The organism is Luteimonas sp. Soil_C_5, from assembly GCF_057656615.1.
Genome location: NZ_JBDGKA010000001.1, coordinates 221,311 through 235,334, shown reverse-complemented (window position 1 = coordinate 235,334; position 14,024 = coordinate 221,311). Strand labels below are relative to the sequence as shown.

Annotated in this window: 13 protein-coding genes; 10 read left to right on the top strand and 3 right to left on the bottom strand. The window is 68.9% G+C overall.

Annotated features, from left to right (window positions below):
- Positions 1-7: 7 nt before the first annotated feature.
- The 10 genes from can to AC3A5K_RS01095 all read left to right on the top strand — a co-directional run bounded on the left by can (position 8) and on the right by AC3A5K_RS01095 (position 8,572).
- Positions 8-682 carry a carbonate dehydratase gene (can, locus tag AC3A5K_RS01140; protein WP_487615676.1) on the top strand — a complete coding sequence of 225 codons (675 nt, stop codon included), beginning with the start codon at positions 8-10 and terminating at the stop codon, positions 680-682.
- Positions 675-1,100, top strand: a complete 426-nt coding sequence (locus AC3A5K_RS01135) for a RidA family protein (protein WP_487615675.1) — start codon at positions 675-677, stop codon at positions 1,098-1,100. Before can ends, AC3A5K_RS01135 begins: the two co-directional genes overlap by 8 nt.
- Positions 1,101-1,104: 4 nt before the next feature.
- On the top strand, positions 1,105-1,653 hold the full coding sequence (locus tag AC3A5K_RS01130; protein ID WP_487615674.1) for a 3-hydroxyanthranilate 3,4-dioxygenase: 549 nt from the start codon (positions 1,105-1,107) through the stop codon (positions 1,651-1,653).
- A gap of 77 nt (positions 1,654-1,730) precedes the next feature.
- Positions 1,731-2,315, top strand: coding sequence for a hypothetical protein (locus tag AC3A5K_RS01125; RefSeq protein WP_487615673.1), 585 nt, complete (start codon positions 1,731-1,733; stop codon positions 2,313-2,315).
- Positions 2,316-2,371: 56 nt separating this feature from the next.
- The gene (locus AC3A5K_RS01120) at positions 2,372-3,382 is read left to right on the top strand and encodes an amidohydrolase family protein (protein ID WP_487615672.1); all 1,011 of its coding nucleotides are present in this window, start codon (positions 2,372-2,374) and stop codon (positions 3,380-3,382) included.
- Positions 3,383-3,395: 13 nt separating this feature from the next.
- Entirely contained in the window at positions 3,396-3,779 is a 384-nt protein-coding gene (locus AC3A5K_RS01115; RefSeq protein ID WP_487615671.1) for a 5-carboxymethyl-2-hydroxymuconate Delta-isomerase, read from the top strand.
- A complete protein-coding gene (gene kynU / locus AC3A5K_RS01110; protein ID WP_487615670.1) occupies positions 3,776-5,044 on the top strand; it encodes a kynureninase in 1,269 nt (422 codons plus the stop codon). Before AC3A5K_RS01115 ends, kynU begins: the two co-directional genes overlap by 4 nt.
- On the top strand, positions 5,041-6,420 hold the full coding sequence (locus tag AC3A5K_RS01105) for an FAD-dependent oxidoreductase (RefSeq protein WP_487615669.1): 1,380 nt from the start codon (positions 5,041-5,043) through the stop codon (positions 6,418-6,420). Before kynU ends, AC3A5K_RS01105 begins: the two co-directional genes overlap by 4 nt.
- Positions 6,417-7,889, top strand: a complete 1,473-nt coding sequence (gene sbcB, locus AC3A5K_RS01100) for an exodeoxyribonuclease I (protein ID WP_487615668.1) — start codon at positions 6,417-6,419, stop codon at positions 7,887-7,889. Before AC3A5K_RS01105 ends, sbcB begins: the two co-directional genes overlap by 4 nt.
- Complete coding sequence (locus tag AC3A5K_RS01095) at positions 7,886-8,572, top strand: DUF2461 domain-containing protein (protein WP_487615667.1); 687 nt, start codon at positions 7,886-7,888, stop codon at positions 8,570-8,572. Before sbcB ends, AC3A5K_RS01095 begins: the two co-directional genes overlap by 4 nt.
- A gap of 25 nt (positions 8,573-8,597) precedes the next feature.
- Here AC3A5K_RS01095 and AC3A5K_RS01090 read toward each other — a convergent pair whose 3' ends face one another.
- From AC3A5K_RS01090 to AC3A5K_RS01080, 3 genes are all read right to left on the bottom strand, one after another.
- On the bottom strand, positions 8,598-9,212 hold the full coding sequence (locus tag AC3A5K_RS01090; protein WP_487615666.1) for a TetR/AcrR family transcriptional regulator: 615 nt from the start codon (positions 9,210-9,212) through the stop codon (positions 8,598-8,600).
- 136 nt (positions 9,213-9,348) lie between these two features.
- Positions 9,349-10,893 (bottom strand): efflux transporter outer membrane subunit, encoded by a 1,545-nt coding sequence (locus AC3A5K_RS01085; RefSeq protein ID WP_487615665.1) that lies wholly within the window; start codon positions 10,891-10,893, stop codon positions 9,349-9,351.
- Positions 10,890-14,021 (bottom strand): efflux RND transporter permease subunit, encoded by a 3,132-nt coding sequence (locus tag AC3A5K_RS01080; RefSeq protein WP_487615664.1) that lies wholly within the window; start codon positions 14,019-14,021, stop codon positions 10,890-10,892. The genes AC3A5K_RS01085 and AC3A5K_RS01080 overlap by 4 nt, the downstream gene beginning before the upstream one ends.
- Between the last annotated feature and the right edge of the window lie 3 nt (positions 14,022-14,024).

Below are 14,024 nucleotides of genomic sequence, written 5' to 3'. Positions count from 1 at the left end.
TCGCGTCATGACCGATATCGAATCCCTGCTGCAACGCAACCGCGACTGGGCCGAGCGCGTGCGCCGCGACGACCCGGACTTCTTCCACCGACTCGAGAACCAGCAGACGCCGAAGTACCTGTGGATCGGCTGCTCCGATTCGCGCGTGCCGGCCAACCAGATCCTCGGGCTCGACCCGGGCGAGGTCTTCGTCCACCGCAACATCGCCAACGTGCTGTCGCACGGCGACCTCAACGCACTGTCGGTGATCCAGTTCGCCGTCGACGTGCTCAAGGTCGAGCACATCCTGCTGGTCGGCCACTACGGCTGCGGCGGCGTCCACGCCGCGCTGACCGGCGCGCGTGTCGGCCTGGTCGACAACTGGCTGCGGCACGTCGGCGACATCGCCTACAAGCATGCCGACCTGCTGGCGACCGTCGACGACGTCGGCATGCGCCTGGCGCGGCTGTGCGAGCTCAACGCCGTGGAGCAGGCGCTCAACATCTGCAAGACCACCGTGGTGCGCGATGCCTGGGCGCGCGGACAGCCGCTCGCGATCCACGGCTGGGTCTACGCCCTGGGCGACGGAGAGGTCCGCGAGCTGGGCATGAACGTCGCGAAGTACGAGGACATCGGCCCGGCCTACGAGTCGGCGATCGCCGACATCGCGCGCGTCGCCGCCCAGGGTCGGCGCGATGGCTGAGGCCATCCGGGCCGACGCGGCGCCGCGGCCCGTGGGCCGCTATCCGCATGCGCGCCGCGCCGGCGGCCTCCTGTTCCTGTCGGGAATCGGCCCACGCAATCCGGCGACCGATTCGGTCCCGGGCAATGTGCTGGATGCCGACGGGCGCGTGATCGGCCACGACATCGCCGCGCAGACCCGCGCGGTGTTCGCCAACGTGCGCGCCGTGCTCGATGCCAGCGGCGCACGCTGGGAAGACCTCGTCGACGTGACCGTGTATCTCACCGACATGGCCGGCGACTTCACCGGCTACAACACGGTCTGGGCCGAGTATTTCCCGGACCCCGCCACCGCGCCCTGCCGCACGACGCTGGGCATCGATGCATTGCCGACGCCGATCGCGATCGAGCTCAAGTGCGTCGCCCAGCCGAAGGAGTGAACCGATGATCCCCGGACCGCTGAACCTCCAGGCGTGGATCGACGAACACCGTCATCTGCTCAAGCCGCCGGTCGGCAACAAGTGCATCTATGACGGCGACTTCATCGTCATGGTCGTCGGCGGGCCGAACGCACGCACCGATTACCACTGGGAAGAAGGCCCCGAGTGGTTCCATCAGCTCGAAGGCGAGATGGTGCTGCGCATCCAGGAAGACGGCCGCCCGCGCGACATTCCGATCCGCGCCGGCGAGACCTTCCTGCTGCCGCCCAAGGTGCCGCATTCGCCGCAGCGCGGGCCCGATTCGATCGGCCTGGTCATCGAACGCAAGCGTCTGCCGCACGAACAGGACGGCCTGCTGTGGTTCTGCGAGCGCTGCAACCACACGCTGTTCGAGCAGTACTTCCATCTGCACGACATCGAGCAGGATTTCCCACCGGTGTTCGACCGCTTCTACGGCTCGATCGAACACCGCACCTGCAAGGCCTGCGGCCATCTGAATCCGCGCCCCGCCCGCTACGATCCCGATCCGGACACGCTGGCCGACATCACCTGACATCCCCGCACTCGGACCGGCTGACCATGCGTATGCATCGACGTTTGCGGGTTTCCTTGCTGTGTGGACTGCTCGCCATGGCCCCGGCGGTCCAGGCGCAGGTCGCAGACAACGCCGAACTGGCCGCCCTGTACGACGACGACCAGCAGGTGCGCGCCGATGGCACGGACATCGACTGGTCGGTGGTCGCGCAGCAGGACGCCGGACGGCGCGCACGTGTCCTCGCATTGATGCGCGACGGCGCGCTGCGCAGCGCAGAGGATCACTTCCGCGCGGCGATGGTGTTCCAGCACGGCAGCACGCTCGCGGATTACCGCATCGCACACGCCCTGGCGACGCTGGCGGCGGCATTCGATCCCGAGCGGGCGAATTATCGCTGGCTCGTCGCCGCGTCCTGGGACCGCATGATGACCACGCAGCTGCAGCCGCAGTGGTACGGCACCCAGTTCCAGGGCAGCGATGCGGGTCTGTTCCTGTACCCGGTCGCCGACGGCGCGGTCGACGATGCCGAGCGCGCGCGCATGGGGGTGCCGTCATTGGCCGAGTCGCAGGCCAAGGTCGGCGAGATGGCGGCGTCGATCGGCCAGCCGGCGCGTCCGCAGCCCCCGACGATCGAAGCGCTGCGGCAGGAACGCCGCGCGGGCAAGTCCGACGCCCCCTGAACCCGCTGTGCGGCTGCGGCGTGATCGGCGCGGGCCGGTCGTCTAGGATGACGACCATGCTGAAGATCGACATCCACGCCCATTACCTGCCGCGCGACTGGCCGGATCTGGCATCGAAGTACGGCGAGGCGCGGTTTCCGGTCATCCACCATACCGACGACGGCCGCCACCGCATCTACAAGGACGGGCGCTTCTTCCGCGAGATCTGGTCCAAGACCTGGGACGCGCAGGAACGCATCGACGACTACGCGCGCTTCGGCGTGCAGGTGCAGGTGATCAGCACGGTGCCGGTGATGTTCAGTTACTGGGCGAAGCCGGCGCACGCGCTGGAACTGCACCAGTCGCTCAACGACCACATGGCCGCGACAGTCGCCGCGCATCCGCGCCATTACGCCGGCATCGGCACGGTGCCGATGCAGTCGCCGCGGCTGGCGATCCAGGAACTCGAGCGCTGCGTCGACCAGCTCGGCCTGCAGGGCGTGCAGATCGGCAGCCACATCGGCGACTGGAATCTCGACGCGCCGGAGCTCTTCCCGTTCTTCGAAGCCGCGGCCGATCTCGGCGCCGCCATCCTGGTGCATCCCTGGGACATGATGGGCAGCGAGTCGATGCCCAAGTACTGGCTGCCGTGGCTGGTGGGCATGCCGGCCGAGCAGTCGCGCGCGGCGTGTTGTCTCGTCTTCGGCGGCGTGCTGCAGCGGCTGCCGAAACTCAAGATCTGCATGGCGCATGGCGGCGGCAGCTTTCCGTACACGATCGGTCGCATCGAACACGGCTTCAACATGCGGCCCGACCTCGTCGCCACCGACAATCCGCACAATCCGCGCGGCTATCTCAAGCAGCTGTATTTCGACTCCTGGGTGGCCGACCCGCGGGCGCTGCAGTATCTGCTCGACACCTGTGGCGCGGACCGGGTGATGCTGGGCACCGACTACCCGTTCCCGCTCGGCGAACAGGTGCCCGGCGCCGGCATCGAGGAAATCCCGCTCGACGACGCTTCGCGGGCGCGGCTCTACCACGGCACCGCGCTCGAATGGCTGGGCCTGCCCGCCAGCCGCTTTCTCTGACGACAAGACCCCCATGCCCCATCTGATCCTCCACCACACCGCGAACATCGACGGCTTCGATCCCCGTGCCGCGCTGGCGGCCGCCAATCGCGCGCTCGTCGACAGCGGCCATTTCGAAGACGTCGCGATCAAGAGCCGCGCGCTCGCGCTCGACCAGTACCGCATCGGCAACGCGGACGACGGCCACGGCTTCGTCCACGCCACGCTGAAGGTCATGCCGGGCCGTCCGGAAGACGTGCGGGCCGCCCTGGCGCGCGATGTCCACGATGCGCTCGCGTCCTGCCTCCCCGCACTCGACCTGCACTGCCAGCTGTGTGTCGAGGTGGTGGAACTGCAGGCGGCCACCTACATCAAGAGCACGCACACGCGCCGCGTGGTGCCGGAGACCCGCGCATGAGCGATTTCTTCACCGACGACTACGCCGCGACTGCCGACGCCGCCGATCCGCTGCAACGCTTCCGCGCGCAGTTCCATCTGCCGCGCTTCGGCGATGTGGAGCAGGCGTATTTCGTCGGCAACTCGCTCGGCCTGCAGCCGCGCGGCGTGCGCGCGCAGGTCGAGGACGTGCTCGACAAATGGGCGATGGAAGCGGTCGAAGGCCACTTCCGCGGCAATTCGCAGTGGATGACCTATCACGGCCTGGTCGGTGCGCAGCTGGCGGAGATTGTCGGCGCGCAGCCCGAGGAAGTGGTCGCGATGAACTCGCTGACCGCGAACCTGCATTTCCTGATGGTCGGCTTCTATCGCCCGACCGCCGAGCGTCCGGCGATCCTGATGGAAGCCGGCGCGTTTCCGTCCGATCGCTATGCGCTGGAATCGCAGGTGCGCTTCCACGGTTTCGACCCCGACACCGATCTGATCGAAGTGCAGCCCGGCGCGGACGGCCTGTTCGGCACGGACGCGATTGCGGCGGCGATAGAGGAGCACGGCCACCGCGTCGCACTGGTGCTGTGGCCGGGCGTGCAGTACCGCACCGGCGAAGCCTTCGATCTGGCGGAGATCGTGCGCCTCGGTCATGCCGCCGGCGCGGTCGTCGGTTTCGATCTCGCGCATGCGGCCGGCAACCTGCCGCTGCAGTTGCACGACAGCGATGCCGACTTCGCGGTGTGGTGCCATTACAAGTACCTCAACAGCGGGCCGGGCGCGGTGGCCGGCGCATTCGTGCACGCGCGGCATGCGCAGACCGATCGCCCGCGTTTCGCCGGCTGGTGGGGCCACGACGCGGCAACGCGTTTCCGCATGGGCCCCGACTTCCAGCCCACGCCGGGCGCGGAGGGCTGGCAGCTCAGCAATCCGCCGATCCTCGGCCTCGCGCCGCTGCGCGCGTCGCTGGATCTCTTCACCGAGGCCGGCATGCCGGCGCTGCGCGCGAAGTCGGAAACGTTGACCGGTTATCTGGAAACGCTGATCCGCAGCCAGCTCGACGACGTGCTCGACATCGCGACGCCGCGTGACGTCGCGCGCCGCGGCGCCCAGCTGTCGCTGCGCGTGCGCGGCGGTCGAGAGCAAGGCCGCGCCCTGTTCGAATATCTGTCCGACAACGGCGTGCTCGGCGACTGGCGCGAGCCCGACGTGATCCGCATCTCGCCCGCGCCGCTCTACAACACCCACGCCGACGTGCTGCGCTTCGTGCGCACCGTGGCGCGGTGGCGCGACGCGTGACGGCACCCGCACGCCATCTGACGATCATCGGCGCCGGCCTCGCCGGCGCCCTGCTCGGCATCCTGCTGCGGCGACGTGGCTGGGACGTGGATCTCTACGAGAAGCGCGGCGATCCGCGCGTGCAGGGCTACGGCGGCGGCCGTTCGATCAATCTGGCATTGGCCGAGCGCGGCCGGCACGCGCTGCGCGCCGCCGACGCGGATGACGCGGTGATGCACCACGCGATCATGATGCGCGGCCGCATGGTCCACGTCGGCGACACCGAGCCGGTGCTGCAGCGCTACGGTCGCGACGACGACGAAGTCATCTGGTCGGTGCATCGCGGCGATCTCAACATCGTGCTGCTGGATCTGGCGGAAGCCGCCGGCGCGCGGCTGCATTTCGATGCCGGCCTGGACGCGGTGAACTTCGATTCGCGGCGGGCAGTATTCCGCGATCCGCGCGACGACAGCACGCGCGAAGTGAAATTCGAAGCGCTGATCGGCGCCGACGGTGCGGGCTCTGCACTGCGCGGCGCCATGCACCGCGTGCGCGATCTCGGGCAGCGCAGCGATTTTCTCGACCACGGCTACAAGGAACTCGAGATTCCGCCGACCGCCGAGGGCGGCTTCCGCATCGAGCCCAACGCGCTGCACATCTGGCCGCGCGGGCATTACATGTGCATCGCGCTGCCCAACGACGAAAAGACCTTCACCGTCACCCTGTTCCTTCCGCACCACGCCGGCCCGGACGGGGGGCCTGCGTTCGACCAGCTGGACGACGTCGCCGCGGCGCGAGCGTTCTTCGAGCGCGACTTCCCGTCCGCGCTGGCACTGATTCCCGAGTTCGACCGCGACTGGGCCGCGAATCCCGTCGGCCAGCTGGCCACGCTGTATCTCGACCGCTGGCATCTCGACGGCCGCGCGGTGCTGCTGGGCGACGCAGCGCACGCCATGGTGCCGTTCCACGGCCAGGGCATGAACTGCGCGTTCGAGGACTGTGTGGCGCTGGCCCGGCAGTTGGATGCGCACGACAATCTCGCGACCGCGTTCGCCGCCTTCGAGGTCGAACGCAAGCCGGACGCCGCCGCGATCCAGCGCATGGCGCTCGACAACTATCTGGAGATGCGCGACCGCGTCGACGATGCGGACTACCTGCTCCAGCGCGAGCTGGAACTCGCGTTGCAGGACCGCCACCCCGGCCGCTTCGTGCCGCACTACGCGATGGTCACCTTCATGCGCATCCCCTACTCGCTGGCGATGACGCGCACCGACATCCAGCGCGGCATTCTCGAACGTGCGACTGCGGGGCATGCATCCCTGTCGACGCTGGACTGGGACGCGATCGACGCTGAGGTCCTCGACCTGCTGACGCCGCTGGAGGACGTACCGGCGTGAGCGACAGTTTTCTCTTCTACGATTTGGAAACCTTCGGCTCCGATCCGCGCCGCACGCGCATCGCGCAGTTCGCCGCGATCCGCACCGACGCCGATCTCAACGAGATCGATGCGCCGATCGACATCTTCGTCCGGCCTGCCGACGATCTGCTGCCCTCGCCCATCGCGACGCTGATCACCGGCATCACGCCGCAGCATGCGCTCGGCACGGGCGTGCCCGAGGCGGATGCCTTCGCGCGGATCTTTGAGGAAATGGCGCGGCCGAAGACCTGCACGCTGGGCTACAACTCGCTGCGCTTCGACGACGAGTTCGTGCGCTTCGGCCTGTACCGCAATTTCTACGATCCTTACGAGCGCGAATGGCGCAGCGGCAATTCACGCTGGGATCTGCTCGACGTGATGCGCCTGTGGCATGCGCTGCGCCCCGAGGGCCTGGTGTGGCCGACGCGAGAGGACGGCGCGACCTCGTTCAAGCTCGAGCATCTGGCGACGGCCAATGACGTGCGCACCGGCGACGCCCACGAGGCGCTGTCGGACGTGCGCGCGCTGATCGGGTTGGCCCGGAAGTTCCGCGACGCGCAGCCGCGCCTGTGGGATTACGCGGCCAAGCTGCGCGACAAGCGCCATGTGGCCTCGATGCTGGACACCATCGCGATGACGCCGGTGCTGCACGTCTCGCAGCGTTATCCGGCCGCACGCCTGTGCGCGGCGCCGGTACTGCCGATCGCGCGGCACCCGCGCATCGACAGTCGCGTCGTGGTCTTCGACCTCGACGGCGATCCGGACTGGCTGCTCGACCTCGATGCCGAGGCCATCGCCGCGCGCGTCTTCGTGCGCCGCGAGGATCTGCCCGAAGGCGTTGCGCGCATTCCGCTCAAGGAAGTGCACAGCAACCGCTGCCCGGCACTGGTGGCGTGGAGTCATCTGCGCGAGACGGATTTCGACCGTCTTTCGATCGATCCGGCCGACATCGAGCGACGTGCCGCCCGGCTTCGCGCCGCAGGCCCCGTACTGGCCGAGAAGATCCGCCAGGTGTTCGCGGTCGAGCGCGAGTTCGGGCCCTCCGATCCCGATGGCGCGCTCTATGACGGCTTCGCCGGCGACGGCGACAAGCGGCGTATGGGCCAGGTCCGCGCGACGCCGCCGACGCTGCTGGGCGCACGCGACTTCGGATTCGAGGATCCGCGCCTCGACGCCCTGCTGCTGCGCTACCGCGCACGCAACTGGCCAGACACGCTCAGCCCCGCAGAACAGCTGCAGTGGGACGACTACCGTCGCGCGCGCCTGTCACCCGGCACGACGCAGGCCGAACAGGATTTCGCCAGCTACTTCACGCAGATCGACGCCTTGCGCGCCGAAAATCCCGACGACGCACGGCGCCTGTCGCTGCTCGATGCCCTCGACGACTGGGGACAGAGCCTGCACACGCGCTTGCACGCCGCCCCCACTCTGCCCACGACTGCCGCATGACCACGTACTTCAGCGACAAGAGCTTCAAGTTCCTGCGCGCGCTCGCGCGCCACAACGAGAAGCCGTGGTTCGAGGAGCACCGCAAGGACTACGAGGCGCACGTGCGCCAGCCGTTCCTGCGCCTGATCGGCGATCTGCAGCCGGATGTCGCCGTGGTCAGCCCGCATTTCCGTGCCGACACGCGCACGGTCGGCGGCTCGCTGTTCCGCATTCACCGCGATGCGCGCTTCTCCAACGACAAGTCGCCGTACAAGACCTGGCAGGGCGCGCGGCTGTTCCATGAGCGCCGTCGCGAGACCGCGGCGCCGTCGTTCTACGTGCACCTTCAGCCCGGGGGCAGCTTCGTCGGCGCCGGCCTCTGGCACCCGGAATCGGACACCCAGCGGAAGGTCCGCCAGTTCATCGTCGACAATCCGGAAAGCTGGAAGGCCGCCGCGCACGCGAAGAAGCTGCGCAAGCAGTTCGAATTCGAGACCAGCGAAATGCTGGTCCGCCCGCCGCGCGGCTTCGATCCGCAGTTCGAATTCATCGACGACCTCAAGCACCGCAACTGGGTGTTCTGGCGCACGCTGGAGGACGAGGCGATGACCGGACCGAAGCTGCGACAGACGATTGCCGCGGATCTGGTCACGCTGTCCCCATTCGTCGACTATCTGTGCGCGTCGCTGGATCTGGAGTTCTGATCCCGCGCCTGCGGGCAGCGCCTCGCTAGGGCGCGCGCAGCAGGCTCAGCATCATCCGCGCATGCGCATCGCGCAGCGCGGGATCGGTGAGGCTGGGCTGTCCCGTCACCAGCTGGGTGATCGCGGCGTACAGCACCGGCGCATACGCCAGGGAGAACTGGTCGGTCAGCGGGCTGGCGCGCACCAGGCCACGCTCGACAGCGCGCGCCAGGGTGTCGGCCTGCGTGCGATGGAAGGACACGACGAAACTGTGGTGCCAGCGCTGGATCAGTTCCGGCACCCGCGTGGTTTCGGCGATCATCAGGCGCAGCATGCGCAACACGGTCGGATCGGCCATATGCCGATAACAGCCGTCGATGAACGCGTCGACGAAGGCCTCGACGGTCGTGGCTTCATCGAGCACGGGCGGCGCATCGGGCGCAGGCTGCATGGTGTATTCGAGCAGCGCTTCGAAGATCGCTTCCTTGCTGTCGTAATGGGCGTAGACGCCGCTCTTGGACAGGCCGGCGCGATGCGCGATGTCCTCGATCCGCGCAGCAGCGAAACCATGCTCGGAGAACTCGACCAGCGCCGCGTCCAGCAGATGCTTCGCACGCACGGGCGCGGGCAGTCGGACGCGCTTGCGGGGAGCATCGGTCACGGGCGGACACCGGGCGGAAGGTTCGAGCTCCGAGCGTAGTCCGGGCGCCAGGCGACCACCAGACCGGCGGACGCACAGGCAACGCTGCCCGCATGCGGACCGCCGCACGCGTGAGGCCATAGGCGACGCGCGATGCTCATGACCCGGCTTCCTCACCGACCTGTCGGATGCGATCGGGCACCGGATGCAGCTGCAGGTCGGCGTCGACCGCGTCCAGACCGCCCTGACCGCCGGCCTCGGCCTGCCAGCCGCCGCCCACTGCGGTGTAGAGCGCGATCTGTGCCGTACTCAATGCGATCCGGGTTTCGAGCCGGTCCCGCCTCGCCTGTAGCGCGCCGTCCTGCGCCTGCAGCACCGCATCGAGATCCGAGAGCCCGACATCGTAGGTGCGCTGCGCCATGCGCAGCGCGCGCTCGCCGCGTGCGAGCGCTTCGTCACGGCGAACCAGCTGGCGCTCGCGCGCATCGCGCTGGGCGTTGGCGACTTCCACTTCCTCCAGCGCGCGGGCGATCGCCTGGCGCAGGCCGACGAAGCCGGCATCGGCCTGCGCATCGGCCTCGTCGATCGCGGCCCGGCTCGCGCCGAAATCCAGCCACGGAAACGCGATCTGGGCGGCGGCGCTGCGCAGCGTGGAGGTGCCCGAGATCGCATCGCCGAGCGCCAGACCGGAACGGCCATAGGACGCATTGAGCGCCAGCTTGGGGAACAGATCGCGGCGACTGGCCAGCGCGCTGCGCTCGGCAGCGTCGAGTCCCGCAGCGGCGGCGATGATGTCCGGCCGGCGGCGCAGCAGGTCGAGCGGCTGGCCCACCGGAATGGCCGCATCCGCGCCCGGCACGCGCGTCGCATCGCCCAGCAGCGTGCGTGTGCTGCCCGGGGCGCGATCGGTCAGCGTGTCGAGCGCGAAGGTGGTCTCGGCCAGCGCCGACTCCAGGTCGCCGCGTTGCGCCTGCAGCGCAGCGACCTGCGCGGCAGCCGACTCGACATCCAGCCGGGTCACTTCACCCAGGCCGAAGCGCGCCTCGGCCACGCGTTCCAGGCCCTGGGCGGTGTCGATGCCGGCTTCCAGCAGTTCGAGCTGCGCGAGCAGACCGCGCGCCTGCACGTAGCCCTGGGCGAGATTGCCGGCGACCGCGAGCCGCGCCGCCACCAGTTGCGCCTGGGCCGCGCCGAGCTGGAGCGCGCCGGCCTCGCGGCGCAGGCGGTTCGCGCCGAACAGATCGAGTTCCCAGCTGGCCTGCAAGGCCAGCTGCCACGAATCGAGCGCGGTGCTGCCCGTGCCGACCAGATCGCCCAGCGGATTGTCCTCTCCGTCGAGCGCGTCGCCGACATCGATCCACTGCCGGCTGCCCTGCCCGCTGCCGTCGAGCACCGGCCACAGCGCAGCCGACGCGCCGCGTAGCTGCGCCCGCGCCTGGCGCAGATCGGCCAGCGCCGCCTGCACGTCGAGGTTGCGCGACAGCGCCGCGTCGACAAGCCCGTGCAGCACGGGATCATCGAACTGCAGCCACCAGCGCGCGAGCGTCGCGCCATCGGCGCTGTCGGGCGCGGGGCCGGCCGGACCGAACCACGCGGCCGGCAACGGGGGCTGCGTGCGCTGCGGCGGCGCGCTTACGCAGGCGGCCAGCGCCAGGCACAGCACGGCGATGCCCGGCACGCGGATACGGAATGAAACGCTCATCGGGCGGCCTCCACGGTTTCGTCTTCCTGCACGCGGAAGAGCTTCAGATACAGCGCCGGCACGACGAACAGCGTCAGCACGGTGGCGAACAGCAGGCCGCCCATGATGGTCACGGCCATCGAGGCGAACAGCGGATCGAACAGCAGCGGAATCATGCCGGCGACGGTGGTGGCGCACAGCAGCACCACCGGCGAGACGCGACTGGTCGTGCCTTCGACGATCGCCGTGCGCCGCGGGGTCCCGGCGTCGATGCGGGTGTCGATTTCCTCGACCAGCACGATGGCGTTCTTCAGCAGCAGACCGGTCAGACTGAGCAGACCCAGCAGCGCCATGAAGCCGAAGGGAATGCCGCTCAACAGCAGGCCGATGGTCACGCCACAGATGCTCATCGGCACCACCAGCCAGACGACGATCGCCTGGCGCACGCCGGCGAACAGCAGCACGGTGATCAGCACCATGCCGAGGTACGGCAGGCCGAGCGTGGACATCAGCGCGCCCGACGAATCGCTGGACGCCTCGTGCACGCCGCCCCAGGCCAGGCGATAGCCCGGCGGCAGCGGGATCGCCTCGATCCGCTCGACGATCGCATCGCGCGCGACCGCGGGTTCGACGCCGACCGGGGGCTCTCCGCGCACGTTGAGCACGCGTTCGCGGTCGATGCGGTGGGCGACGGCTTCTTCCTGCACCGGCACGATGCGCGTGGACAGTTGCGACAGCGGCACGTGGCGCTGGCTGCCCGAACTCCAGACCAGCAGGTCGCCGAGTGCGCCCGCGTCCGGGCGCTCCGCTGCCGGCAACCGCACGCTGACGGGACGCTGCTCGTCGCCTTCCCGCAGCGAGGCCAGCTGCAGGCCTTCGGTGCCCATGCGCAGCGCCTGCGAGACGTCCTCGCGGGTCACGCCGGCTTCGGCCATGCGTTCGAGGTCCAGTTCCGGGCGGATCACCAGATCGCGTTCGCGCCAGTCGTCGCGGACGTTGAACAGGCCGGCCTCGCGCATGATGGTCTGCGCCCGCGACGACAGATCGCGCAGCACGGTGGTGTCCTCACCATGGAAACGCGCCTCGACGCGCGCCTCCGGATTGCGCCCGAACACCATCTGGTAGCCGTAGGTCTGCAGTTCCGGAAAGCGCTCGGCCACACGCGCGTTGTAGTCCGACAGGATGTCGGGCAACTGGTCGTGGTCCTCGACCATCAGCATCAGCTGGGCGTACGAAGGATCGGGCCGCTCCGGCTGGTAGGTCAGCATGAAGCGATGACCACCGCTGCCTGAAAAGCTCACGACGTGTTCGATGCCGTCGAATTCCTCGCGCACCCACGCGGCCAGATCCTCGGCCGCCTCGGCCGTGGCGCGGACGTCGGCACCCTGGCGGATGTGCACATTGATCAGGCCGATGGGCAGCGTCGAGGTCGGGAAGAACGCCTGCGGCACGCGCGTGAATCCGAACATGCACACCACGGTGAGCGCAGTGGCGACGCCGATGGTCAGGCCGGGCCGTGCGAGCGAGGCGCGCAGCCACCCGCGGAATCTCGCGAACCAGCGGCCCTGGAACGCGGGATCCTCGGCGGCGTTCCGGGTGTCTCCGGCGCCGGCGGCGTTCGCGTCCGCATCGACACGCGCGTCGTCGTCTTCGCCTGCCGTGTCGTCGCCCGTCGGCTCCTTCATCCAGCGTACGCCGAACAGCGGAATCACCAGCACCGCATAGACCCAGCTCAGCAGCAACGACACCAGGATCACGATGAACAGCGACCCGAGGAATTCGCCGGTGCTGTCGCGCGACAGGCCGATGCCGGCGAAGGCCAGGATGCCGATCGCGGTCGCGCCGAGCAGCGGCCATTGCGTCGCCTTGATCGAATCGGCGGCCGCCTGCAGCCGGCGCTTGCCCTGGCGCAGCCCGACCTGCATGCCGTCCTGCAGCACCAGCGCGTTGTCGACCAGCATGCCCATCGCGATCAGCAGCGCGGCCAGCGACACGCGTTCGAGCTGCTGGTCGAGCAGATACATCGCAAGGAAGGTGCCGGCCACCGACAACGCCACCACCGCGCCGATGATCAGGCCGCCGCGCAGCCCCATCGCCAGGCAGATGATGCCGATCACGATCGCCACCGAGATCAGCAGATTGATCATGAAGCTGCCGACCGCGCCGTCGACGACGGCGGGCTGCTCGTAGATGGGATGCAGTTCGAAGCCGGCCGGGAGCGTCGGCAGCAACGCCGTCAGCGTCGCGTCCACAGCCGCGCCGACGTCGACGATGTTGGCGGTCGGCAAACCGGCGATGGCCAGCGTGGCGGCGTTCTGGCCGTCGTAGCGGATGATCTGGTCGGGCGTGTCCTCGAACTCGCGCCGGATCTCGGCGATGTCACCCAACAGCACCCGGCCCGTGCCCTGCCCCAACGGCAGCAGTCGAAGCGCCTCGATCGAATCGAACGCGCCGGTGGGCGCCACGCGCAGGCGCACCGTATCGGCGCGCAACGCGCCGCCGGGCATTTCCTGTTCGGCGCCGCTCAGCGCTGCCGACAGATCCTGCGGCGACAGTTGCAGCGCAGCCATCCGCGCCTGGGAGATTTCGACGACGAAGCGTTCGGTGTTGAGCCCGGCGAACTCCACCGCGCCGACGCCCTCGGTCGTCACCAGGCCGCGTTGCAGCGTCTTCAGCGCGTCGTGCAGTTCGGTGTCGTTGAGACCGTCGCCGGTGACCGCGTAATAGATGCCGAACACGTCGCCGAAATCGTCGTTGACCACCGGCGGCAGGGCACCCGGCGGCAGCTCGGCTTCGGCATCGCCGACCTTGTTGCGCAGTTCGCTCCAGATCTGCGGCAGCACGTCTCCGCTGAAGGTGTCGCGGATCTCCACCTGCAGTTCGGCATAACCCGGCCGCGAGATGCTCTTGATCTCTTCGAGTTGCGACATGCGCTGGATCGCGCGTTCCAGCACATCGGTGACCTCGCGCTCGACCTGCTCGGCGCTGGCGCCGGGATACAGCGCCACCACCACGGCCTGGCGGATGGTGAAGGCGGGATCTTCCAGGCGTTCGATCCGGTTGTAGCCCAGCAGGCCACCGCCCACCGTCACCAGGATCAGCAGCCACACAAGGACCGGGTTGCGGACGGCGTAACGCGCGATATCCATGAC

Excerpts from the sequence above, each read along its gene's own strand:
- can (WP_487615676.1), top strand. The coding sequence starts at position 8 with ATGACCGATATCGAATCCCTGCTGCAACGCAACCGCGACTGGGCCGAG.
- AC3A5K_RS01135 (WP_487615675.1), top strand. The coding sequence starts at position 675 with ATGGCTGAGGCCATCCGGGCCGACGCGGCGCCGCGGCCCGTGGGCCGC.
- AC3A5K_RS01130 (WP_487615674.1), top strand. The coding sequence starts at position 1,105 with ATGATCCCCGGACCGCTGAACCTCCAGGCGTGGATCGACGAACACCGT.
- AC3A5K_RS01125 (WP_487615673.1), top strand. The coding sequence starts at position 1,731 with ATGGCCCCGGCGGTCCAGGCGCAGGTCGCAGACAACGCCGAACTGGCC.
- AC3A5K_RS01120 (WP_487615672.1), top strand. The coding sequence starts at position 2,372 with ATGCTGAAGATCGACATCCACGCCCATTACCTGCCGCGCGACTGGCCG.
- AC3A5K_RS01115 (WP_487615671.1), top strand. The coding sequence starts at position 3,396 with ATGCCCCATCTGATCCTCCACCACACCGCGAACATCGACGGCTTCGAT.
- kynU (WP_487615670.1), top strand. The coding sequence starts at position 3,776 with ATGAGCGATTTCTTCACCGACGACTACGCCGCGACTGCCGACGCCGCC.
- AC3A5K_RS01095 (WP_487615667.1), top strand. The coding sequence starts at position 7,886 with ATGACCACGTACTTCAGCGACAAGAGCTTCAAGTTCCTGCGCGCGCTC.
- AC3A5K_RS01085 (WP_487615665.1), bottom strand. The coding sequence starts at position 10,893 with ATGAGCGTTTCATTCCGTATCCGCGTGCCGGGCATCGCCGTGCTGTGC.
- AC3A5K_RS01080 (WP_487615664.1), bottom strand. The coding sequence starts at position 14,021 with ATGGATATCGCGCGTTACGCCGTCCGCAACCCGGTCCTTGTGTGGCTG.